This window comes from Rossellomorea vietnamensis (genome assembly GCF_008180415.1).
Classification (GTDB): Bacteria; Bacillota; Bacilli; order Bacillales; family Bacillaceae_B; genus Rossellomorea; species Rossellomorea vietnamensis_C.
In genome coordinates this window covers 235,425-258,647 of record NZ_VTEI01000007.1, presented here as the reverse complement: position 1 = coordinate 258,647, position 23,223 = coordinate 235,425, and the positions used below count along the sequence as shown (strand labels likewise).

General features: G+C 44.0%; 18 protein-coding genes. 10 read left to right on the top strand and 8 right to left on the bottom strand.

The annotated features are described in order from the left end of the window. Window positions 1-2 precede the first annotated feature (2 nt). The gene (locus FZC78_RS14970) at window positions 3-1,178 is read left to right on the top strand and encodes a thiolase family protein (RefSeq protein WP_148940753.1); all 1,176 of its coding nucleotides are present in this window, start codon (window positions 3-5) and stop codon (window positions 1,176-1,178) included. Between the two features lie 69 nt (window positions 1,179-1,247). Here FZC78_RS14970 and FZC78_RS14965 read toward each other — a convergent pair whose 3' ends face one another. Beyond that, window positions 1,248-2,399: an MFS transporter gene (locus FZC78_RS14965; protein ID WP_148940751.1), complete on the bottom strand. Its 1,152-nt coding sequence runs from the start codon at window positions 2,397-2,399 to the stop codon at window positions 1,248-1,250. Between the two features lie 222 nt (window positions 2,400-2,621). Between FZC78_RS14965 and FZC78_RS14960 the strand changes: the two genes are divergently transcribed. The 4 genes from FZC78_RS14960 (at window position 2,622) to FZC78_RS14945 (ending at window position 11,861) form a co-directional block, all read left to right on the top strand. Next, a complete protein-coding gene (locus FZC78_RS14960) occupies window positions 2,622-2,966 on the top strand; it encodes a hypothetical protein (protein ID WP_148940750.1) in 345 nt (114 codons plus the stop codon). Between the two features lie 398 nt (window positions 2,967-3,364). After that, window positions 3,365-6,853, top strand: coding sequence for a helicase-exonuclease AddAB subunit AddB (gene addB / locus FZC78_RS14955; RefSeq protein WP_148940748.1), 3,489 nt, complete (start codon window positions 3,365-3,367; stop codon window positions 6,851-6,853). Beyond that, complete coding sequence (gene addA / locus FZC78_RS14950) at window positions 6,846-10,616, top strand: helicase-exonuclease AddAB subunit AddA (RefSeq protein WP_148940746.1); 3,771 nt, start codon at window positions 6,846-6,848, stop codon at window positions 10,614-10,616. Before addB ends, addA begins: the two co-directional genes overlap by 8 nt. Before the next feature lie 936 nt (window positions 10,617-11,552). Further along, window positions 11,553-11,861: an HNH endonuclease gene (locus FZC78_RS14945; RefSeq protein WP_148940744.1), complete on the top strand. Its 309-nt coding sequence runs from the start codon at window positions 11,553-11,555 to the stop codon at window positions 11,859-11,861. Between the two features lie 19 nt (window positions 11,862-11,880). Here FZC78_RS14945 and FZC78_RS14940 read toward each other — a convergent pair whose 3' ends face one another. The 6 genes from FZC78_RS14940 to FZC78_RS14915 form a co-directional block, all read right to left on the bottom strand. Further along, complete coding sequence (locus tag FZC78_RS14940) at window positions 11,881-12,099, bottom strand: spore germination protein (RefSeq protein WP_148940742.1); 219 nt, start codon at window positions 12,097-12,099, stop codon at window positions 11,881-11,883. 66 nt (window positions 12,100-12,165) lie between these two features. Continuing rightward, complete coding sequence (locus FZC78_RS14935) at window positions 12,166-12,546, bottom strand: spore germination protein GerPE (RefSeq protein ID WP_148940740.1); 381 nt, start codon at window positions 12,544-12,546, stop codon at window positions 12,166-12,168. Window positions 12,547-12,552: 6 nt separating this feature from the next. Further along, the gene (locus FZC78_RS14930) at window positions 12,553-12,732 is read right to left on the bottom strand and encodes a spore gernimation protein GerPD (protein WP_148940739.1); all 180 of its coding nucleotides are present in this window, start codon (window positions 12,730-12,732) and stop codon (window positions 12,553-12,555) included. Then, window positions 12,707-13,345 carry a spore germination protein GerPC gene (gerPC, locus tag FZC78_RS14925; protein WP_148940737.1) on the bottom strand — a complete coding sequence of 213 codons (639 nt, stop codon included), beginning with the start codon at window positions 13,343-13,345 and terminating at the stop codon, window positions 12,707-12,709. Before gerPC ends, FZC78_RS14930 begins: the two co-directional genes overlap by 26 nt. A gap of 27 nt (window positions 13,346-13,372) precedes the next feature. After that, the gene (locus FZC78_RS14920) at window positions 13,373-13,594 is read right to left on the bottom strand and encodes a spore germination protein GerPB (RefSeq protein WP_148940735.1); all 222 of its coding nucleotides are present in this window, start codon (window positions 13,592-13,594) and stop codon (window positions 13,373-13,375) included. A gap of 17 nt (window positions 13,595-13,611) precedes the next feature. Then, window positions 13,612-13,833 (bottom strand): spore germination protein, encoded by a 222-nt coding sequence (locus tag FZC78_RS14915; protein ID WP_148940733.1) that lies wholly within the window; start codon window positions 13,831-13,833, stop codon window positions 13,612-13,614. A 129-nt stretch (window positions 13,834-13,962) separates the two neighbouring features. On the opposite strand from FZC78_RS14915, the gene FZC78_RS14910 reads away from it, so the two are divergent. The 4 genes from FZC78_RS14910 to FZC78_RS14895 all read left to right on the top strand — a co-directional run bounded on the left by FZC78_RS14910 (window position 13,963) and on the right by FZC78_RS14895 (window position 20,022). Next, window positions 13,963-15,144: a DUF418 domain-containing protein gene (locus tag FZC78_RS14910; RefSeq protein ID WP_148940731.1), complete on the top strand. Its 1,182-nt coding sequence runs from the start codon at window positions 13,963-13,965 to the stop codon at window positions 15,142-15,144. A gap of 209 nt (window positions 15,145-15,353) precedes the next feature. Then, window positions 15,354-16,262 carry a fumarylacetoacetate hydrolase family protein gene (locus FZC78_RS14905; RefSeq protein WP_148940729.1) on the top strand — a complete coding sequence of 303 codons (909 nt, stop codon included), beginning with the start codon at window positions 15,354-15,356 and terminating at the stop codon, window positions 16,260-16,262. A gap of 98 nt (window positions 16,263-16,360) precedes the next feature. Continuing rightward, the gene (locus FZC78_RS14900) at window positions 16,361-16,732 is read left to right on the top strand and encodes a YisL family protein (protein ID WP_148940728.1); all 372 of its coding nucleotides are present in this window, start codon (window positions 16,361-16,363) and stop codon (window positions 16,730-16,732) included. A 374-nt stretch (window positions 16,733-17,106) separates the two neighbouring features. Further along, window positions 17,107-20,022 carry an EAL domain-containing protein gene (locus FZC78_RS14895; protein WP_148940726.1) on the top strand — a complete coding sequence of 972 codons (2,916 nt, stop codon included), beginning with the start codon at window positions 17,107-17,109 and terminating at the stop codon, window positions 20,020-20,022. 436 nt (window positions 20,023-20,458) lie between these two features. Here FZC78_RS14895 and FZC78_RS14885 read toward each other — a convergent pair whose 3' ends face one another. Continuing rightward, window positions 20,459-21,019, bottom strand: coding sequence for a DUF2777 family protein (locus FZC78_RS14885; RefSeq protein ID WP_148940724.1), 561 nt, complete (start codon window positions 21,017-21,019; stop codon window positions 20,459-20,461). 176 nt (window positions 21,020-21,195) lie between these two features. Between FZC78_RS14885 and asnB the strand changes: the two genes are divergently transcribed. Continuing rightward, complete coding sequence (gene asnB, locus FZC78_RS14880) at window positions 21,196-23,046, top strand: asparagine synthase (glutamine-hydrolyzing) (protein WP_148940722.1); 1,851 nt, start codon at window positions 21,196-21,198, stop codon at window positions 23,044-23,046. Window positions 23,047-23,223: the final 177 nt, after the last annotated feature.

The following is a 23,223-nucleotide window of genomic DNA, read 5'->3' as shown; positions in this document are numbered from 1 at the left end:
AAATGAGAAATGTAGTGATAACGTCTGCGTTCAGGACTCCTGTAGGAGCTTTTGGCGGAGCATTCAAAGATCTGCTGCCGACCGATTTAATTGTGCCGGTAATGAAAAAGGCTGCGGAAGAAAGCGGGCTTGGACCGGGAGATATCAATGAAGTCATACTGGGTCACTGTATCCAGCGGACTGATCAGCCGAATACAGCAAGGACCGCAGCACTGTTGGCCGGCTTTGAGGATACAACGACTGGTTACACTATCCAGAGACAATGCGCCAGCGGAATGCAGGCCATCATTTCTGCATTCATGCAGATTCAAACGGGCATGTCCGATATAGTGCTTGCCGGCGGAGTGGAAGCTATGAGCTCTAGTCCTTACGTAATGAAAGGTCATCGCTGGGGACAGAGGCTGCAGCATGGTGAAATCCGCGACTCAGTTTGGGAAGTCCTGGAGGATCCAATTCATGGAATCATGATGGGAGAGACAGCGGAGAACCTGGCAGAGATGCATAATATTACGAAAGAAGAACAGGATGAATTGGCGCAGTTGAGCCATCAAAGGGCTGTTAAGGCCGCTGAAGAGGGATATTTTGATGATCAAATTGTCCCTATAACGGTCAAGTCCAGAAGGGAATCCAAAACGATAACAAAGGATGAAGGTCCGCGTGCCGGCCTGTCAATGGAGAAGCTTTCTTCTCTCAAGCCAGCTTTCCGACAGGGAGGAACCGTGACAGCAGGAAATTCTTCAAGTTTGAACGACGGCGGAGCAGCCTTGATTTTAATGTCAGAAGAAGAGTCACAAAAGCGAGGCCTCAAACCGCTGGCAAGAATCTCTGGATGTTCAGTGGCCGGAGTTGATCCGAAGCTGATGGGCAGGGGGCCGGTGCCGGCAGTGGAGAAAGGTCTTTCCCAAACAGGCTGGTCTCTTGAGGAAGCTGATCTTATTGAGGTGAATGAGGCTTTTGCAGCTCAGTATATTGCTGTAGAAAAAGAGCTCGGCCTTGACCGGGATAAGACGAATGTCAATGGAAGCGGGATAAGCATTGGCCATCCAGTTGGTTGTACAGGGGCAAGAATCGTCGTTTCCCTGGTCCATGAATTAAACAGACGGGAACTGAAGAAAGGGATTGCGTCTCTATGTGTAGGCGGAGGCATGGGTGCGACCGTTTTTGTGGAAACAATGTAAAACAGCAGCAGAGAGCCAGGATACATCCGGGCTCTCTGTTTGGTTATTGATCTCAATGGCTAAGCCTCGTCAGATTGTTTGCTGATCTTGAAGTGAACTGTGGTTCACTCTCATGAAACACCCGAAAATCGCCTGAATGGCAAATGCTCCTAAAAGCAAAAATAATGCCTGCTTATAGGAGAGAACCATAATAGTCAAAGGAGCAAAACTGGCACCGGTGAGAAGGAAAAAAGAGTATAAACTCAAAGCCTTTCCTCTGTGGCTGCCTGCCCAATTGCCGATGAACGTGATGATCGTGGGAATGAGCAAAGAAATGGCAGACACAAAGGTTATAGAAGACAGAAGATAGATAGTATAACCTGAATGATACAGGAGAGGGAGGATGCTTATGCTGCCCAGAAGAAGCCCGAAAAACAAGGTTTTCGTCTCCCCCAATTGCTTAATGAAGTAGTTGGTAAATAAAGATAGTCCTGCTCCTAGCAAACCGGCTGAGCGTATGGCCAGCAATTCAGCGGAGCTTCCAGTATAGTACCGGGAAAGAGTATCATAGTAGCCGACAAAGGTGAAGAGCAGGAGAAGGACAATCCCGTAGCACATGAATAAAGCCGGCTTTTTTAAAATGGAAATGTAAGCAGCAGGGGAAAAATCTCTCTTTTCTGTGTTAGAAGTAACCGGAAGTTCACTGAGACCAAACAGGAACAAGAAGCCATAAATGGCCGCAAAGAAATAAAAAACGGTCTGCCAGCCGAACCATCCTGACAGGGAACTGCTGATAATCTGCCCAAGAATGCCGGCAGCCAGGAACCCGGAGTTGATTAACGCGAGCAGAAGAGTGCGCTTCTTCGTTTCAAACAGTTCATAACAATAGGCAAAAGCAACAGGTGCAAAGCTGCCCAGAAAAAAGCCCTGCAGCCCCCTGGTGGCGTACAAACTCCATTCGTTTCCTGATAGTGCGACAGCCCCTGTAGCTAGAGCTGAAATCCCTATGCCGAATACAATCACTGATTTTCGGCCGACTACATCGGAAATTCCTCCAAAAAGAAACAGACCTCCAGCGTAACAAAATGTAAAAATACTTCCGGCAAATACAACCTGTTCGGCTCTGATCGAAATGGATTCCGCCACAGCATCGTACATCGGAATCAAGGTATATATATTGCAGGCCACAAAAATCCCCATGGTGACCAAAAGAGCTTCTGCACGTAAAGAAGAGAGTTTCATGTTTCATCCTCCTTTACCCATAAAATATGTAAGGCAGCCTGTCACATTTACAGTTCCTGCTGTCTTCCATAATTTTTCCATGGATAACAGAACTGCAAATCCCGACAGATTGAACACAGTATATTATAATGAACGTAGACAGTCCTTTAGCTCCGTTATGGATGTAATGGCTGGAGAGCTGAAATTTCTTATATATAGCCGAATGACGGAGTGGATTATAAAATGAACAACGAGACAGTAACAGATTGGTTAATTAAAAACAGCATCAATAACGAAGAAATCAACTTCATTGAAACAGTCTTGACCTTTGCTTCTTCGCTAAAAACACTTGGGAGTAAGCAAGATGTTATAAATAGAAGTCTGCAGCTATCGTTTCCTGGTAAAAGGGTTATGACGATATCTAATTTAACCTTTCAGCAGTTCACACAGATTTTAAAGGATAACGACATTGATCTTGATTCAGTGCAGCTGCTTAATCATTATCGTTCACAAGGTATTTGTATTGAGCTTTGTGAGGAACTGTTGGTACAAAGAAATTCGAAATCTAAGAAAGTAAATCAGGATTAAGAGCTTGGCTGTCCTTGTGATCTGTTAAAAATACAATTCTTCATTTTAATATGAAGTTTCTATAAATCAGCCATATTCTTTACGAAAGGCTCTTTTCTAAAAGATTATTGCTTTTGATGCTATTTTATCCTCTCCTCATTTGTACGTGGAAGGATTAGAGCGGAAGGCGTGCGACCTCCTGCGGGACTAGCGGGACAGGTGAGACCCCGCAGGCGAAGCCGAGGAGGCTCAACGCCCGCCCCGCGGAGTCGCGCGTCTGGAGCGGAAATCCATTACTCTTTAAAATAGCCACAATCTTTGCGAAAACAGCCTTACGAAAAGACCTTTTAAATAACTAAAAACAAAATATCCTCAATTTATAAATAATAAAGAAAATAATGAACACAGGGAGTGGGAACATGTCGGTCAGATTTATTTTGGGACGTGCCGGAACAGGCAAAACCAATATGATTTTAAATGAAATCAAAGAAAAACTGAGACAGGAACCAAACGGCAGTCCGGTCATTTACCTTGTTCCAGACCAAATGACATTTCTTTCTGAATATAATTTGGTCAATGAAGAAGGGATAAACGGGATGATCCGTGCTCAGGTGTACAGTTTTACACGCCTTGCCTGGAGAATCCTTCAGGAGACCGGAGGATTGAACCGGTATCACCTATCAAGTGTCGGCCTGAATATGCTGATCAGGAAAATCATTGATGATAAAAAGGATCAGTTGAAGTTATTTTCGCGTGCATCGGATAAGGCTGGTTTTATTGAGCATGTGGAAATGATGCTGACTGAATTCAAGCGGTATTGCGTTTCGCCGGAAGAATTATCAGAAAACCGGGAGAGCTACGCGGATGACGGACAGCAGTCGAAGGCATTAGCGGACAAGCTTCATGATCTGCAGTTGATCTATGACAGCTTTGAAGAAAATCTATCAGGCAAGTATATTGATTCGGAAGATTATTTTACCTTATTGGAAGAGTCGATAGAGAAGTCCGGCTTTCTTCAGGAAGCTGAGATTTTCATAGACGGATTTCATAGCTTCACACCTCAGGAATATGCGGTGATTGGTAAGTTGATGGATTATTGCCCTAGAGTTACGATTTCCTTAACTGCTGAATCTTCTTCACATCAGGGTGATGAGACAGATTTATTCAGGATGACTTCCGAAACCTACGGTGCCTTATCCGGACTTGCTCATGTCTCAAGAGGGGGCGTGGAAGAAGAAATCGTCCTGAAGAAGACCAGCCGCTTTCTGGATAAGGGATTGCAGCATATAGAAGAGAACTTTGAAAAAAGGCCGGTACTTCCGTTTGAGGGAGCTTCAGGGGTGAATATCCTTGAAGCCTCAAACCGGAGAGCGGAAATTGAAGGAGTGGCCAGGGAAATCAGAAGACTCGCCAGAAACGAGAGTTACCGATATAAAGACATGGCTGTTCTTGTCCGGAATGGCCAGGAGTATCAGGATATCATTGAGACGGTATTTTATGATTATGAAATTCCCTACTTTATTGACCAGAAACGGAAGATGCTGAATCATCCGTTGATTGAGCTGATCCGCTCCACACTCGAAATCATGAACAGCAACTGGCGGTACGAACCTGTATTCCGTGCAGTCAAGACAGACTTGCTGTTTCCATATGAGCGTGATCCCCAGCTGCTGAGGGAGCAGATGGACAGGCTTGAGAATTACGTTCTTGCCTACGGAATACAGGGGGATAAGTGGACCAGGAGGGATAGATGGCTATACCGCAGGTTCCGCGGCCTGGAACAGGCGGATATGCCCCAAACAGATAGAGAACGGGAGATGGAGCAGGAGATAAATGAGCTGCGTTTATTTATCTCTGCACCAATCCTGCGTTTTGGCCGCCGGTTGAAAAAAGGCAGTACCGGCCGGGATTTATGTGAGATTCTTTATCTTTATTTGGAAGAACTCGATATTCCCGCCAAGCTGGAAAGGCTGCGAATGGAGGCAGAGAGCAGAGGTGATATCATCTCAGCGAGGGAGCATGATCAGGCTTGGAATGCCGTCATGGATCTGCTTGATCAATTTGTGGAAATTTTAGGAGACGAAGAAGTAACCGTGAAGAAATTCGCTTCCATTATAGATGCCGGAATTGAATCAATGAGGTTCTCCCTGGTGCCTCCTGCGGTTGACCAGGTGATGATCGCCAATCTTGAGCAATCACGGCTGGCCGATTTGCGGGCAGCATTTGTCATCGGGGTGAATGATGGTGTTCTTCCTGCCAAAATCACAGAGGACGGAATTTTTTCTGATGAAGACAGGGAGAAATTGACCACGGCTGGGTTGAGTATAGCCCCTGGAAGCAAAACCAGGCTCCTTGATGAAGAGTTTATTGCTTATAAGGCGTTCACTACACCTTCAGAAAGGCTTTATGTGTCCTATCCAATTGCAAACGAAGAAGGAAAGGCACTTCTGCCATCGGCTTATATTAAGAGGTTGTCAGAGCTGTGTTCTCAAACTTCAATCAGCCTGCTGATCAATGATCCTTCAGAGCTGCCAAAGAATGAGCAGCTTGCTTATGTCTCTCATCCCAATGTGACCATCTCCTATCTGACATCTGGTCTGCAAGCGAAGAAGAGAGGCTATCACCTGCAGGAATTCTGGTGGGACGTCTACAACTACTACGTTGCTGATCCTGTTTGGAAAGGACGGGCCAGTCATATACTTTCCAGCCTGTCTTATCAAAATAAAGGAAAGCGGCTCGGAGACGATACGAGCCAGGCACTTTATGGTGATGAAATATTGGCGAGTGTTTCAAGAATGGAGATGTTCCATGGATGTCCTTTCTCCCACTTCGCCAATCATGGACTGAAACTCCGTGAACGGGACATCTACCGTCTGGAAGCACCTGATATAGGAGATATGTTCCACGCTGCGCTTAAGTGGATTTCGGAGGAAATCGACCGGCATGGATTAACGTGGAAACAACTGACAAAAACGCAGTGCCTTGAACTGGCAAGGGAAGCGGTTCTGTCGCTTGCTCCTAAGCTTCAGCACCAAATTCTGCTCAGTTCCAATCGGCACCACTATATTAAAAAGAAGCTTCAGGATGTTATCGGCAGGGCGTCCTTGATTTTGAGCGAGCATGCAAAAGCAAGCGGCTTCTCACCGGTAGGGCTTGAATTAGGGTTCGGACCGAAAGCGGAACTTCCACCATTCTCCTTTACATTGAAAAACGGGACAAAGATGGCGCTTCAAGGCAGGATCGACAGGGTTGATAAAGCGGAAAGTGATGAAGGAGTCTTTTTGCGGATCATCGATTATAAATCGAGTGCCAGGGACCTTGATATGACAGAAGTGTACTATGGTCTATCACTGCAGATGCTGACATACCTGGATATCGTTTTGACGCATTCACGGAAGTTGATCGGCGCAGATGCAAATCCTGCGGGGGTATTCTATTTCCATGTTCATAACCCTATGGTGAACAGCAAAAAAATCCTTACGCTTGAACAAATTGAAGAGGAAATCTTCAAAAGCTTCAAGATGAAGGGGCTTGTCCTGGGCGAAACCGATGTAGTCCGCATGATGGACCAGTCACTGGAATCGGGTACATCCAATATTATTTCTGCAGGATTGAAGAAAGACGGAACATTATCATCACGTACGAAAGCAGCGGATAGAGAAGAATTTAATGTCATGCGAACACATGTAAGGAACCTGTATAAGAAATCAGGCGATGACATTATGTCTGGAAGAACGGATATCACTCCATATAAATTAAAGGACCGGACTCCATGCCAGTTCTGTTCATTCAAATCAGTCTGTCAGTTCGATTCTTCTCTTGAAGAAAATGAGTTTCGTATTTTTACCGAAGGAAAACCGGCAGACCTGCTGCAAAAGATGAAAGGAGAGGAAGACGCCCATGAATAATATTCCAATGAAGCCCGAAGATGCTACATGGACAGATGACCAATGGAAGGCTATCTGGGCAAAAGGAAGGGATATCCTTGTTGCGGCGGCAGCCGGCTCCGGTAAAACGGCTGTACTGGTCGAAAGGATCATCCAAAAGATGCTGGACAAAGAAGATGGAATCAATGTGGATGAGCTGCTTGTCGTGACGTTCACCAATGCTTCAGCGGCAGAAATGAGACATAGAATAGGAACGGCATTGGAGAAGGCGATTACGGCCGATCCCAGTTCCTATCACCTGCGGAAACAGCTGAGCCTGTTGAACCGAGCGTCGATTTCCACTCTCCATTCGTTCTGTCTGGAGGTCATCCGTAAATACTATTATCTCATTGATATCGATCCCGGTTTCAGGATCCTGGATGATACAGAAGGTGAGCTGTTACGTGATGAAGTCCTGGATGAGTTGTTTGAAGAGGAATATGGAAAAGAGGATAATGACTCTTTTTACAAGCTTGTGGACACCTTTACAAACGACAGGAGTGACGCGGCTCTTCAGGATATGATCCGCAAGCTGTACGATTTTTCAAGATCGCATCCCGACCCTGATGCGTGGCTTGGCAATCTGGTAGATATGTATGATGTGGAAGAAGAGGGAAGTATTGATGACCTCCCATTCATTGAAGCGCTGAAATTTGATATCCTGCTGAACTTGAAAGGGGCAGAGGCCTTGTTTCAGCAGGCATATGATTTATCGAAAGAGCCCGGCGGCCCTGCTCCAAGAGCGGAAAACTTTTTGGATGACCTCTCCCTGACTGAACGAATCAGTTCTTCTTTTCAACAGTCATGGACCGAGGGGCATGCCGTGTTTCAATCTATTAAATTTTCAAGATTGAAGCCTTGTAAAGGTGAAGAATATGATCCTGACCTAGTGGAAGAAGCAAAGGTTCTAAGGGATAAAGGCAAGAAAATGATTGAGAAGATAGCGGAGGATTTCTTTTCCCGTAAACCTGGAACCTACTTGAGGGATATGAAAAAAATGAGGGCAGTCGTTCAATCCCTCGTCGAAGCTGTAAGAGGCTTCAGTCAAAAATTCCATTCATTAAAAAATGAAAAGGGAGTCGTCGATTTTGCGGATCTTGAACACTTCTGTCTGGAAATCCTGACGGAAAATGGGGGAGTTGAAGGATTGAAGCCATCCTTTGCAGCCCTCCAGTACAGGAAACAGTTTAAAGAAGTGCTAGTGGATGAGTATCAGGATACCAACCTTGTGCAGGAATCCATCCTGGGGCTGGTAACGTCTGACCAGGAGTCAGCAGGGAACTTGTTTATGGTAGGAGACGTTAAACAGTCGATTTACCGATTCCGCCTGGCAGAGCCGAATCTGTTTTTAGGAAAGTATAACCGATTCACCCCTTCAGGCGGAGAGACAGGAATGAAAATCGACTTATCCAGGAACTTCCGCAGCAGGATGGAAGTCCTTGATGGAACGAACTTTTTATTCAAACAGATTATGGGTGTGAATGTCGGGGATATTGATTATGATCATGAGGCTTTGCTCGTGAAGGGAGCGGCCTATCCTGAAGATGAAAAATATCCCATTGAAGTGGCGGTCATAGACCAGTCTGATGGAGGTGTCAGCCAAACTGTTGATACTCCTGAAATGGAAGGCTTGGTTTATGATGAAGCGGACCTGGAAAAATCAGTGGTCGAGGCAAGGTATATGGCACTCAAAATCAAAGAGTTGATAGGCGGAGGCAAAGAGATATACGATCCGAAGGCAGGCCGCCACCGTCCGCTGCAATACAAGGATATTGTCATCCTTCTCCGCTCGATGCCTTGGGCTCCTGAAATAATGGAAGAGTTCAAGAAACAGGGCATTCCAATCTATGCCAATCTTTCAACTGGCTACTTCGAAGCGACAGAAGTTGCCATCATGCTGTCTTTGTTGAAAGTGATCGATAACCCCTATCAGGATATCCCGCTTGTTTCGGTATTGAGGTCACCGATAGTCGGGATTGATGAAGAGGGACTTGCCGAGGTCCGTATCCACTCTAAATCAGGTACGTATTATGAAGCGGTCCAAAAATATATCCGTAAAAAACCGGATCAATATGATGAAGAAGTGCATGAAAAGATAAGCAGGTTTCTTTCCAGCTTGACTGTCTGGAGAACCAAAGCGCGCCAGGGGTCACTGGCAGAATTAGTTTGGCAGCTGTACCGCGATACGAGGTTTTATGATTTCGCCGGCGGGATGCCTGGGGGCAAGCAGAGGCAGGCCAATTTAAGAGCCCTCTATGACAGAGCACGCCAATATGAAGAAACCTCTTTTCGGGGATTATTCCGTTTTCTGCGCTTCATAGACCGTATGCGCGAACGGGGAGATGATTTAGGAGCAGCAAGAGCCCTGAGTGAACAGGAAGATGTGGTGAGAATGATGACCATCCACTCCAGTAAAGGGCTTGAATTTCCAATCGTATTTGTGGCTGGACTATCAAGGCAGTTCAATTTAATGGACCTGAACCAGCCCTATCTGCTTGATAAGGAATATGGTTTTGCTTCGAAGTACCTTGACCCGGATAATAGGATCAGTTATCCCTCATTGCCTCAGCTGGCTTTTAAAAGAAAGAAGAGGCTTGAGACAATAGCAGAAGAAATGAGGGTGCTGTATGTCGCCCTTACCCGTGCGAAAGAAAAACTATACCTTATAGGCACTGTAAAAGATGCGGAAAAGTCAATCAAACAATGGAATGCAGCCGCGCATCATCAGGGATGGCTGCTTCCGGACTTTGAACGGGCCAAAGCCTTGAGTTTCATGGATTGGGTGGGACCGGCCCTTGTCAGACACAGGGACTGCTCACTCTTAAGTGAGAGTGGTGCTGCATCCCGTCCTCTTCATCCAGAAATCGGTGAGCATCCGTCTTGCTGGAAGCTTGACGTCATTCCGAAATCTCAGTTCCTGATTTTAGATGGAGAAGAAGATGCCAAGGAGACGGAATGGCTGGAAAAGGTCAAAGAAGGACTTCCGGTTGAGCAGGAATCTCCTGATAAAGAGGAGGTCGTTGAAGCGTTGTCATGGCGTTATCCATTTCCCGAAGCAGCAGTACTCCCTTCAAAGCAATCCGTTTCGGAAATCAAAAGGATGTTTGAGATTTCTGACGAAGCCAGCAGTGACAGGATGGTAAGGAAAATCCAGAAGCCGGTCTTCAGGCGGCCTAAATTCCTTCAAGAGAAAGAGCTGACCCCGGCTGAAATCGGGACAGCCATGCATATGGTCATGCAGCATATTTCTTTTTCTGAAATGCCGGACGAGCAGTCGCTGGGTTTGCTCCTTGAAGACCTGAAGCGGAAGGAACTGCTGACAGATGAACAGGCCGAAGCCATTGACCAGCAGAACATCCTTGGATTCTTCAAAAGCGATATGGGGCAGAGAGTATTGAGAGCTGAGGAAATTCACCGGGAGGTTCCTTTCAGTATGGCTGTACCTGTCCAGGAAATTGATGCGGCGGCTTCTGCAAAAGATTCGGAAACAGTTCTTGTCCAGGGAATAATCGACCTGATTTTCCGGGACGAAAATGGCCTTGTCCTCATGGATTACAAGACTGATGGCATAGAAGACCGTTACAAAGGCGGCTTTGAGGAAGCAAGACCGATTCTGCTTGATCGTTATCTTGTGCAGGTAGGATTGTATACCAAAGCCGTTGAACGGATCTGGAAGGAAACAATCAATGAACGGTATCTTTATTTCTTTGACGGCAGCCATGTATTGAATGTGGAAAAAGAATAGATGCGAAAGCTCCGGGGGATTTTGGGGGTACTCAAGATCTGCCGAATTTTAAAATCCACTTGTTATTAACAAAGAAAAAGTCAACTTTCCTTCCTTAAATAAGAGGAAAAGTTGACTTTTTTCTTTGAAAGCAATGTGTTTGTCGCTCTCTTTGCTTCATTAGCTTTAGAACCCTTAGATGTTTTTTGGGAAATTTGGCTGTCGGTGTACTTTCTCAACTAGTGGTTGGAAAGATGCTAATTTAACGCAGTGCCCGGTGGCACGGAGCAAGGTGGTTCACTATTTTGATAAAAATAGAGGAGAAATGTTCCCTTATTTACTAACAAACACTGTAAAAATGTGAAATAGGGGAAAAATTTCCCTTATTTAGCTTAATATACTTAAAAAAGGTGCTTTTTTATCATATAAAGGAAAAAACTTCCGCTATTTACCCCCTAAATAAGTATGCATCTGCGATTAAGGGAAAAAAGTTCCCTTATTTTTTACCGCTGGGTACGTAATCATGGAAATGACAGGCAGCTTTAGCTAAAAGACCGGCTAAAACAGGCGCCAGCCCAGTGGAGCCGGGGGCTAACACCTGAAGCGGAAAAGGCACGATTCTACAATTATAAGTCTCTGCTGGTCTTTTTTCAGTGGCCTCATATTTTCACCGGAGCATTTTTAGTGTGGAGAAAGACAGCATGTTATACAGCAATGGAACCAAATGTATGTTTAAGCTTAAGGAAGGGTAAATATAACTTGATTACGAGCGGGCAGAGATGGGGGTTGTTCGACGTTAGCGAGGCACACGAAAACAGAGAGAAAGCAGTATTCAGTCTGGCCCATAACAAAGGTCAATATCATTAAACAGCCAACAAACCCGCAGGTCTGCTGATACCCCAGTCTTTCTGAAATTCCGAAAGACTACCATCAAATAAAAGGCAGGAGGTGGAAAGGATGGTAAAGAATTTGATTGGGACCTGTGAATTATGTATGAGAGAAGAAGTTGAGACAACCAGGCACCATCTCACCCCGAAGGAAGAGGGAGGAACGTTCCTGCCGACTGCTCAACTTTGCAGAGCCTGCCATAAACAAATTCATTCGCTTTATACGAACGAAGAATTGGCTGCAAGGTTATCGACCATCGAAAGTCTCCAGAAAGATGAAAGGATAGCGAAATTCGTAAAATGGATTAGAAAACAGCCGTCCACCAAGCTGGTCAGATCAAGGAAATCAAATGAAAGAAAACGAAAGGGAAGGCGATGATCAACCAATCTGCCTTCCCTTAGTTATTCCCGGTAATCGGCTGGTCGATTACATTGCAATCAAAGGTCGTATTCGCACTGAACACGTTATACGTAAGCTGGAAAGGCCCTGTATTGAAACCGCCGGAGCCCGCTGTTGTTTTTTGGCTGGATTTTGGAGAAATAATTCCTGCATCCCCGAACTGGACATTCCCTCCGCCTACACTGAGAATTTGGACAGGTCCTATAATAGCCGGCATAAGAATACACCCTTTATCGTCAAATTGGCTTATAATTTTACTTTATGAAAAAAACAGGGCATTTGTTCATACTTCATCATTTCCACGAGGCTTGAGCTGCCGGATATTCTTGACCCTTGCCTCCATAAATACATTTTCCGTCTGGCCAATATGGAGGACAGATGAAAAGGAAGAACCGATAATATCGATGTTGTTCACTTTTATCGGGCACTCGTCTAGTTTTGTGAAAGCAACTGGAGGGGGGGGCAGCGTAAAAGGAATAGGCTCACTGTATATGGGATACTGGCTGAAATCCCCCTCGCTGGAAAAGAATAACTCTCTTTCCCTTTGAACGGCTAATGCCTTTTGAAAGGAGGTGATCTCTTTAGAGTCTCCGATCTGAAGGACAGAACTGAAAGAGAGAGTCCGAATTTTAAACTCTTTTACAATGGAATATCTATTGCCCATTTACAATCACCCTTTCGGAGTCAAAGGAACAAATGGTCCAATAATGAGTGACTCAGCGGGAGTGTCGAAGGTGGAGGCAAGCTGTATGATATTGGCGTCTCCAATCAATAGCAGGGAAGAACTTGCCACTGCCTCAATATTGAGGGTATTCACGCATAATTCACGATTGATCACTTGAAGGTTCATTTTCAACATCTCCTTTCATATTGGGGGGAAGATTGGACATGAAGGCATGAATGGCATTCACGATATCACTTTTTACCTTGGTGAAAATCTTCTCTTCCCAAGCTGGTTCTCCTTGCTGCCTTTCCTGATATACAGGCATGGATTGAAGGTAAAATTGAATTCTTTGCGGCATTTGCTTCTTTATATCTTCTTTAATCAATTCATAATAAGATTCATCCAGTGATATGCCTAATTGAAGTTCGGTGTCACTGATGATTCCTGGGACTTCTTTCTGAATATAATCATTTACCCTTGGCATGAGGGACTTTTGCATATCTTCCATGTCAACTTGCTTGACAGGGGGAGTGGGGCCTGCAGGCTGCCCTTCAACAGCGAAGTCCTCAATTTTTTCCAAATCACTGGGGTTCAAGCCGATATTGAGCGTCCCTTCCAGGGTTTCAACCTTGAGCTGGTCAAATCGATATTCAATACTTTCTACATTGATGGATGGTTTTTCTTTTAGAGCAGAGACTTCCTGCTGCAGCTCTTGGATGAGTGTCTCAAGGTTGCTTACTCGTTTGTTTTGCTCAGTTATAAATTGATAGAGTTGTTGGTAAGTATAATACTGCTGCAATGGTAGTCACCGCTTTCTTTTAAAATTCTATATTCCTGGAGCAGTCAAAGGAACCAATACATCGTTCCCCTCTGGTGCTGGGCCGTTCTTTTCCGGTTCAGGTGCTGGTTCCTCAAACCCGCCTGTATTATAAAGGTAAGAAGTAGGGAGGATTTGTCCTGAGGTGCCAATCTGGAATACGGAGGAGTTGGACATTCCCCCGATTTTAATCATGTGTATATGGATGGACTGCTGGACATAGAGTTTCATCTTGATCACCCTCACAATCACAATGTAAAATTTATTCCCTGGTCAAGCGTATCATCATCAATTGTGTAGGTAACAGAGTTTTCATTGTAAACAGAAATCCCATCTCCGGTAATGAACGAACCCGCTCCTGCAAATGTTTTTGCGGAAGAAACCGGTCTGATTTGAAAGACGTCACCGATATGAAAGACCCCGCTCGATCCCACGCTGATAACTTGAACAGCTCCTACAAAAGCCGGCATACTGTTCACACCTTTTCTGCTGAGTTAGTTAGATTATCTTATGACAGCGGACGGTGGATGTGATAATCGCCTAAAAGCGCTAAACGAGTTACAATAGAGGATATACTCGTTAGAGAAGGAGACAGAAACATGCAGGTACTTCAACCAGTCAATAAACAGGAAAGGCTGCTTTCACTTGATGTGATAAGAGGCTTTTCGCTGCTCGGAATATTCATCATTAATATGATCTCTTTTCATTCGCCATTTTTGTATGTGGACCACTATTCGTGGTGGAGTTCGCCGGCTGACCAGCAGCTGTTCCCGTGGATAGATATTTTGGTTCAATCCAGCTTCTATCCTCTGTTTGCTATGCTGTTTGGATATGGATTGGCCATGCAGCAGGAAAGGTCACTAGAGAAAGGAGTAAACTTTTACCCCCTTGCTGTAAGGCGGCTTCTCGTACTTTTGCTCATAGGCTGTGTCCATGCCTTCCTGATTTGGTCTGGTGATATTCTGATCAACTATGCATTATTTGGCCTGATATTACTTGCTTTTATGAAAATGTCCGGAAAAGCATTGCTGTGGACTGGCGCATTGTTATTTTTGCTTCCACAAATGTTTTTCAGTATCCTGCTTCTGCTCGTTAGTGTTACCGATCCGGCAGGTACTGCTTTTTATTCCGATTTAACAAATATCACGAATTCATTGGAAGCATACAGCAGTGGAAGCTTCAAAGAAATCTTTCTTCAGAGATTTGAAGATTGGTACAATGTAAATGGTCCTGGAAATATTATTTTCTTGATGCTTTCGATTCTTCCAATGCTCATGGTTGGAGCAGGTGCCGGCAAGCTGAAAGTGCTGGAACGGATTCCTGAACATAAAAAATTCTGGATAGTAATGCTGGCCGTTTTCGCTTCTGCAGGATTGATCCTGAAATCATTGCCGTTTACTACTCATGCCAACATTGCTTCTGCCTATATTCAAGATATGCTGGGAGCTCCATTCTTATCAGTATCATATGCGATACTGTTGGCTTTATTATTGATTAACCGAAAAATTTCAACCGTTCTTAAGCCATTGGCAGCTGCAGGAAGAATGTCACTGACGAACTATCTGGCACAGTCAATCATCGGAACATTGATTTTCTATAATTATGGTTTGGGGTTATATGGAGAAGTGACCTTGGTAACCGGAACATGGCTGGCGGCAGCGATTTTCCTGATTGGAGTGATTCTGTCAGAATTATGGTTGTCCAAGTTCCGCCAAGGACCCATGGAAAAGCTTTGGAGAGTCCTTACTTATAAAAAAGAGGGAGCGGAAACATCTAAATAAAAGGATGTTTTCGCATAACTTGCTGCTTTCGGTAAAATACCAAGATACAGATTTTTCCCCTGGATACTTAGGTATAACTCTCTAATCATAAAGAGCAGCTCTCGTTCTCTTACTAACGAGGATATTCCGATGTATCTTTGTAAAATTGTATCAAATAGCAACAAAGTTTATGAAAAGAGCCAAATAAAGAGATAAAGGCAGGGTGAATCATGAAACTGGTATCATTCAAAGCAGGGAAGGAAGAAAGATACGGTGCTGTAAAGGAAGTAGGAGAGGCGATTTGGAATCTGGCTGCCTTGGAAAGAAGTTTTGATGGGAAGGGAGTGCTTCCTGACTCACTGCTTCAGCTTATTCAAGAAGAAGAAGAGACGCATATGAGCCGCCTGAAGGAATTGGTAAGATTCGGAGAGTCACTCGAGGATACAGTCTCACTTGTATTTCCTTGGAGAGATGTGACTCTGCTCCCGCCGATACCGAGACCAGTTAAAAATATCATGTGTGTAGGCAAGAATTACCGTGAACATGCGATTGAAATGGGAAGCGAGGCGGACATCCCGGAGCATATCATGATATTCACAAAGGCACCAACATCGGTGACTGGCAGCATGACGGCTATTCAATCCCATAATTCTCTAACTTCACAGCTTGATTACGAAGGAGAACTCGCGGTCATTATCGGTAACAAAGGGATAAATATTTCGGAAAAAGAAGCCTGTCACCATATTTTTGGTTATACGATACTCAATGACATCACGGCCAGAGACCTTCAAAAAAAGCATAAGCAGTTTTTCCTGGGCAAGAGCCTTGATACGACTTGCCCAATCGGTCCTTATATCGTAACGGCAGATGAAATTGAGAATCCCGAATCTCTCACCATTACAACCCGGGTGAATGGGGAAGTTTGTCAGGAGGCACCAGTAAGTGATATGATTTTCCCAATAGGAAAAATTATTGAAGAACTGTCAGCAGGCATGACGCTTGAACCAGGGGATATCATTGCAACAGGTACTCCTTCAGGGGTAGGGAAAGGTTTCACACCTCCAAGGTTCTTAAAATCCGGTGATAAAGTTGAAATTTCCATAGACAGGATTGGAACGCTTACCAATACCATTCAATAGAAGTTACAATTTCTTGTCATAAGCAGGTATTATTCGTGCAGATGAAGAGAGGTATGGTAAGATAATGAGGATATTAGTTGTTCAAGGAGGAAATGTACATGTTTGATAATACTCATGCCCATATTGCAACATGGGTGATCGGGATTATTTTGTTCTTTGCAGCACTGTACCTACATAACAGCGGCAAAAAGAAAGCGATGAAAATTGTTCATATGACATTGAGACTGTTTTATCTATTGATCATCCTGACAGGAGCTCTTCTGTTCTGGAAACATCAAGGAGTCTTTCCGATGCAGTACGGTCTGAAGTTATTGGGAGGATTGTGGGTCATTGCCATGTTTGAAATGATCTTAGTCCGGACTAATAAAGGCAAAAAAACAGGTATTTTTTGGGCTCAATTGATTATTGCCCTGGTAGTGACACTTTACCTTGGTGTCTGGCTGCCATTGGGACTTTGGTCTCTGGCCTAAATACTGCAAAGGCTGCTCTAAAGGGAGCAGCTTTTTTGTGCATGAATATGGAAATACATTACAATGAAAACGAGTACAGCCTCGAACTTATCTGAAAACACACCGACTCTGCGGCAGTAAGCTAAAAGAGTGTACTGACCAGCAGATAGTATAAAGTTATCCACCCTCTATTAAAGATCCCAAAAGCCTCCAATTGAAAAGATAAAACAACCCAAATTCCCTTAATATTCTACAAAATTCACAAATAATTGTACAATATGTCTGAAAATTATGGTATTTTTTATATAAGTCTTATACGTCTGAATTGAATATACGAATACTGAACAAAAGAAAAAGTATTACATAGATTGTTTTCAAGAGCGGTGGTGTGTCCAATGGCTAAATCATTCAATCATATATATTCTTCTCGAGAAAGACTGGCTGGTTACATCAGCTCAAATAAATTAGAACTATACCCGACTATACTTGTTCAGATGTTTTTGGGACAAGTGCCTATGGATGAGGCGAAACGGATCAGAGCAGAAATTTTATCCTATCTGCCTATGGCTGTCATAATCGGCTGCAGTACTGAGGGTCAGATTATAAATGGAGAGATTATTAATGATTCTCCTGTTTTGTCCTTTACCATCCTTGAAAAAACAGAAGCAGTTTCTAAGCTTCTGGAAGTCATTGATGATGAGGGAGCATATGAAACAGGCAGACTTCTGGCTGAAGAGCTCGTCGATATGGAAACAAAAGCAGTCATCCTGTTTGCGAGCCATCTGGATGTAAATCTGCCAAGAATCCTTGAAGGATTTCATTCTATAACTCCCCAGATACCAGTGGGAGGCGGTGTTTCAATAGATGTTCCAGGAAGAAAACAGTCAATTGTATTGACGGAAATAGAAGCATCGGAAAAGGGTATAGTTGCGGCTGCCCTGAACAACTCTGGCTTGATTGTTCAAACCTTTATCAATGAACAATGGAAAGAAGTTGGAAGGCCATTAACGGTCACGCAGTCAAAAGGAGCCGTCATTGAAAAGATCGATCATTTGAAACCACTGAAGGTATTGGCACACTATCTAGGGGAAAGCTTTGTTTCCCGTCTTCCGGAGTCAGGTGTTGAGTTTCCTTTCCTAGTGAAGAGAAATGAGGGGGTAACCACTCTCTTTCCAATAAGGATCCTGGGAAATGGTTCTATAGAAATGAGTAAAGAAGTGAAACAGGGAGACAGTCTCACTTTTGCGTTTGCTGATCTGGAATCAATTGTGGAATGTTCATTGAAAGAATTAAATCGGTTAAGGAGGAAGCCGGCCGAAGCTCTATTCATTTTTAACTGCGCTGCACGCAGGCAGTTCATTTCGGACTTTACTAAGTCCGAAATGGAGATGATGGCAGAGATAGCAAATACATCAGGTTTTTTCTCGCATGGGGAAATTTTAATGGACGGCAGCAAAACACCTGACTTATATTCCCATTCTCTTACTTATCTCTCTATCTCTGAAAATGATCAGCTGCTCCCTGTTGAGAGGGACAGGTTTCAGTACACTCATACTTCAGAAGGAAATACAAGGGTTTCCCTTACACAGCTGATTAATGCTTCTTCTAACGACATACAGAAGTTGAATGAAAATATCCAGATTTCCGAGGAATACTATCGGTCTCTATTTGAAAATAATACTGATTTTGTCTACTCAACCGACTTAAGAGGTAAATTTAATTCTGTTAATCCCACTTTCCTGAAGACATTTGGATACTCTGAATCTGAGCTGATCGGAAAACTATCCATATCTTATATATTTGAAGAGGATGTTCCCCGGATCAAAAGGCATTTCTTCAGGACCCTGTCAGGGAAAGAGCAATTCTATGAGCTATGGATTCCTTCCAAGTCAGGGGAGGTTCAACTATTTCATATAAAAAATATCCCGATTACCATTGACGGTAAGTGCGTGGGTTTATTCGGAATCGGCAGGAATATTACCGAACAGAAGAAAACGGAAGAGAAAATCACCCAGCTGGCTTATTTCGATGCAGAAACAGGTCTTCCGAACAGAGTGAAATTCAGGGAGTTATCAGAAGAATTCATCGAACGGGCCAATAAAAAGAAGCGCCGTCTCGGCATCCTCTTTCTGGATATAGACCGTTTCAAGCTGGTTAATGACACACTGGGGCATTCTGCAGGTGACCGCATATTGATCCAGCTGGCTGAAAGGATTAAAAGTGTGCTGCCAAAAGGGGCTTATCTTGGCAGGTTTGGCAGTGATAAATTCACCATACTGATAAGCAAAAACGTAACAGACGAGAAAATCAGGCAAGTTGCAGAACTAATTGCAGAACATATCCAGCTGCCAATCGTACAGGGAAACCAGGAATTCTATATAAAAGCAAGTATAGGTATCGCCGTATATCCAAGCCATGGAACCAACCTGTCAGACTTATTGCGAAATGCCGATACGTCATTGAATTGGGCCAAATCAAATGGTGGAGATCAGGTTGTTTTCTATACGGATGAAATGAATATAAATACGCTGAAAAAAGTGAAAATGGAAAGTTATCTGCGAAAGGCACTTGAAAGGGAGGAATTCACCCTTTATTATCAGCCCATTGTGAAGCTGAGCGGAAGGCGGGTAATTGGAGCAGAGGCTCTTATCCGATGGAATCACCCTTACTTGGGAACCGTATCTCCAATGGAGTTCATTCCGTTGGCGGAAGAAACTGGATTGATAGGTCCAATAGGAAACTGGGTACTTCAAGAGGCTTGTAAGCAGGCGAAGGAATGGCAGGAAAAAGGGCTTCCTGATTTTTATATTTCAGTGAATGTCTCTGCTAACCAGTTTCAACAGCCGTCCTTCACCCAGGAAATCAACTGCGCATTAAAACTGTCTGGGCTGTCCCCGGAGTACCTATGCCTGGAATTGACAGAAAGTGTGATGATCCAGCATTCGGAACATACGATTGATAGGATGGAGGAACTGTCGGCCCTCGGAGTCAAAATTGCCATTGACGATTTCGGAACAGGTTATTCATCTTTAAGTTATTTGAAGCATCTTCCTTTACACGTTCTTAAAATTGATAAATCATTTGTTCAGAATATCGAGGAAAGCAGTTCTGACTATGCCATTGTCCAGGCTGTTTCAACAATGGGGAAAGGGCTGGGCATGCAGGTAATCGTCGAGGGAATTGAAACTGGTGAACAACTCGACCTCCTTCATGATCTCAATTGTGACTTGGGACAGGGTTACTTTATTTCAAGGCCTGTTCGTCCGGATGAAATGGAAAAGTGGATGAGAGATACTCGGGTTTATCTTTGAAATCGCAGTGTTGTGTTACTTTAAAAATGGCTGTTTTCGAAAAGATTGTGGCTGCATTAAACGAAATGGATTTCCGCTCCAGGCGGACGACTCCGCGGGGCGGGCGGTGAAGCAAAAGCAGAAGCGGCCGTTCAGCGACCTACAGATTTTAGGGCTCTCGTATGAGATAAAGGAATCACGAAGAGCCTTAGCGATTCGATGATGACTTATCGCAAGGAGAGAGACCGAAATCTGCTAGTCGCTGGCCGCTGAAGCTAGATGAGCCTCCTCGGCTGCGGCTGGTCAAGGCGCTTCCGCTTTTGATCCGTCCAGCTGCAGCGCCTAGCCCCTCGGGGTCAAATAACCCTCAGAGAATAAAAGGAAAGAGCGCCTTTTTTTCTCTGAGGAACATTTGCCTGTCGGGGCTGGTCAAGGCGCTTCCGCTTTTGATCTTGTCTTATTCAAGTTTTTCAATAACGATTCTCTTTCCTGTACTCAAGGTGAACTCAAATCGGTCACGTTGTTTTTTATAATAAGTAAAGTGATGCTGTACCGAACACACTGTCTCTCCATTATCAAACGTCAAAAAGTTCACTCCTTCTCTGATTTTCCTGTCTTCGAGAAAACAAAGGTGATTGTGGCAGAATATACAATCATACAAAGAGAATTCAAGTGAGTTCAAGCTGGTCAGAAATTGAAAAAAAGAATCATCACTTAATTCCTCAATCAGCATTTCCAGTGAATAGATCAGTGCTTTTTTTATCCGGATTGTTTCCGTATCTTTGAGATTCGTCTTATCGTAAGGTGTCTTTACAATGCCTTCAGACTCTAATATCCCTCTTTCCCATCCCTGGTCCCGAAAAACTTCCACTTCCTGCTGTGTGTAAAATTCCAGATCGGTCGCTTCATCCAACTCATCATCAAAAAACACCCATTGATTATGAATGAATTCTACAGTTCCTAGTGTGTAGGAGCGGTTTTGCCGCTGAAGGAGCTTCTTTCTGTACAGGTTATTCACCTATTTCCCCCCTTACCTGAAAATGTTATATCAACATTATCTACATTTTGGGCCTAATTTAGCATATTCATTTAAAGTAAAAGTGAAATAAGACAATTAACCATTTTCTGAAGATTGCATATGATAATCCATATTGCATCTAGCCCAATTTGCCTGAAATAGAAAGGATGACTGAAATGTGCGGAATAACAGGATGGATCAACTTTAGAAAAGACTTGAGAAACTCCAGGGGTATCTTGGAAACTATGACCGAAACACTCTCTAAAAGGGGACCGGATGATTCCAATGTATGGCTGGATACTCATGCTGCTTTTGGGCATAAAAGGCTTACAGTCGTAGATCCTGAAGGCGGTAAACAGCCGATGGCAAAAGAGGCGGAGGGATACAGGTTCGTCATATGCTATAACGGAGAGCTGTATAATACGGAGGATATAAGAAAAGTACTGATCTCCAAGGGCTATACATTCAAGGGGCATTCAGACACTGAAGTGCTCTTGACTTCCTATATTGAGTGGAGGGAGGACTGTGTTCAGCATCTAAACGGAATCTTTGCATTTGCTGTATGGGACAGCGAGAAACAGCAGGTATTTATCGGAAGGGACCGGCTTGGTGTGAAGCCATTCTTCTTTACAGAGAGAGATAGTGGTCTTCTATTCGGATCAGAATTAAAAGCATTGCTGGCCCATCCGTCTATACCAGCAGAAGTCAACAGAGAGGGCTTGTCAGATCTCCTTGGACTCGGACCATCACGTTCACCGGGATCGGGAGTTTTTAAAGGTGTTAAGGAATTGAGACCGGGGCATGCCTTGATATTCTCAAAAAATGGACTGAAGGTCTGGAGATATTGGAATGTCAAAAGCGGCCAGCACACGGATAGTTTTGATGAAACGGTTGAAAAAGTGGGCTTCTTAGTGAAAGACAGTATCACCAGACAGTTGATTTCGGATGTTCCTTTATGCACGTTTTTATCTGGAGGACTGGATTCCAGTGCCATCACAGCCATTGCAGCAGAGGCCTTTAAAAAGGAAGGAAAAGGAAGGCTGCACACATATTCTATTGATTATGAGGGCAATGATGAGCATTTCAAATCCAATAAGTTTCAACCTGACTCTGACAGCAAATGGATTAACCTGATGTCGGATACGTTCAATACTGTCCATCATAACTGCATCATTACACAGGAGAAATTAAAGAATTATCTGACCGAGGCCGTGCATGTAAGAGATCTGCCTGGCATGGCTGATGTCGATTCATCGCTCTTATGGTTTTGCAGAGAAATTAAGAACGAATTCACTGTCGGACTTTCTGGGGAGTGTGCGGATGAAATTTTCGGTGGATATCCATGGTTCCACAATGAAGATGATTTCAATCGTAAAGGCTTCCCGTGGATGAGATCTGTAGAAGAGAGGCAGTCTCTGTTGAAAGCCGATTTACGTAAAAAGTTAAATCTCGAAGAATATGTACTCTCGAAATACAATGAAACCGTGGCAGAAACCCCTGCTCTTGAAGGTGAAACCCCAATAGAAGCTAAAAGAAGGGAACTCTTCTATCTGAATATTATCTGGTTCATGACGACCCTGCTGGATCGAAAAGACCGGATGAGTATGGGAGCGAGCCTTGAGGTACGTGTGCCGTTTGCTGATCACCGCCTGGTTGAATATGTTTGGAACATTCCTTGGAAATGGAAAATGCATGAAGACAGGGAAAAGGGGATTCTGAGAAAAGCGCTGGAAGGGACTTTACCTGATGAAGTGCTTTACCGAAAGAAGAGTCCTTATCCCAAGACGCACCATCCCGTTTACACTTCCTTGGTTAAGAACTGGCTTGAGGAAATATTGGAAGACAAATCAAGCGCACTTTATGAGTTATTTGATCATGGGAAGCTGAAGTCCCTTGTTGAAACGAACGGGGAAGCCTTTAAAACCCCTTGGTTCGGACAGTTGATGACAGGACCGCAGCTCCTCGCTCATCTCGCACAGATGCACGTTTGGTTCAAAGATTACAATATTAATATTGTGGATCGATGATCTTTTGAAGTTCATGCCGTTTACCGGTGTGAGCTTTTTTTTGCAGTGGCGGGGTGTATGGTTTAATAGTCTGGTTGAAGGAAGTGCCTTGAATGTAAAGTTGAAAAATGATGCAGTCAGAAAGCCCCTAATACAGCCTGATCATCAATCTATTAAACCCCTTCAAGGTACACGAAA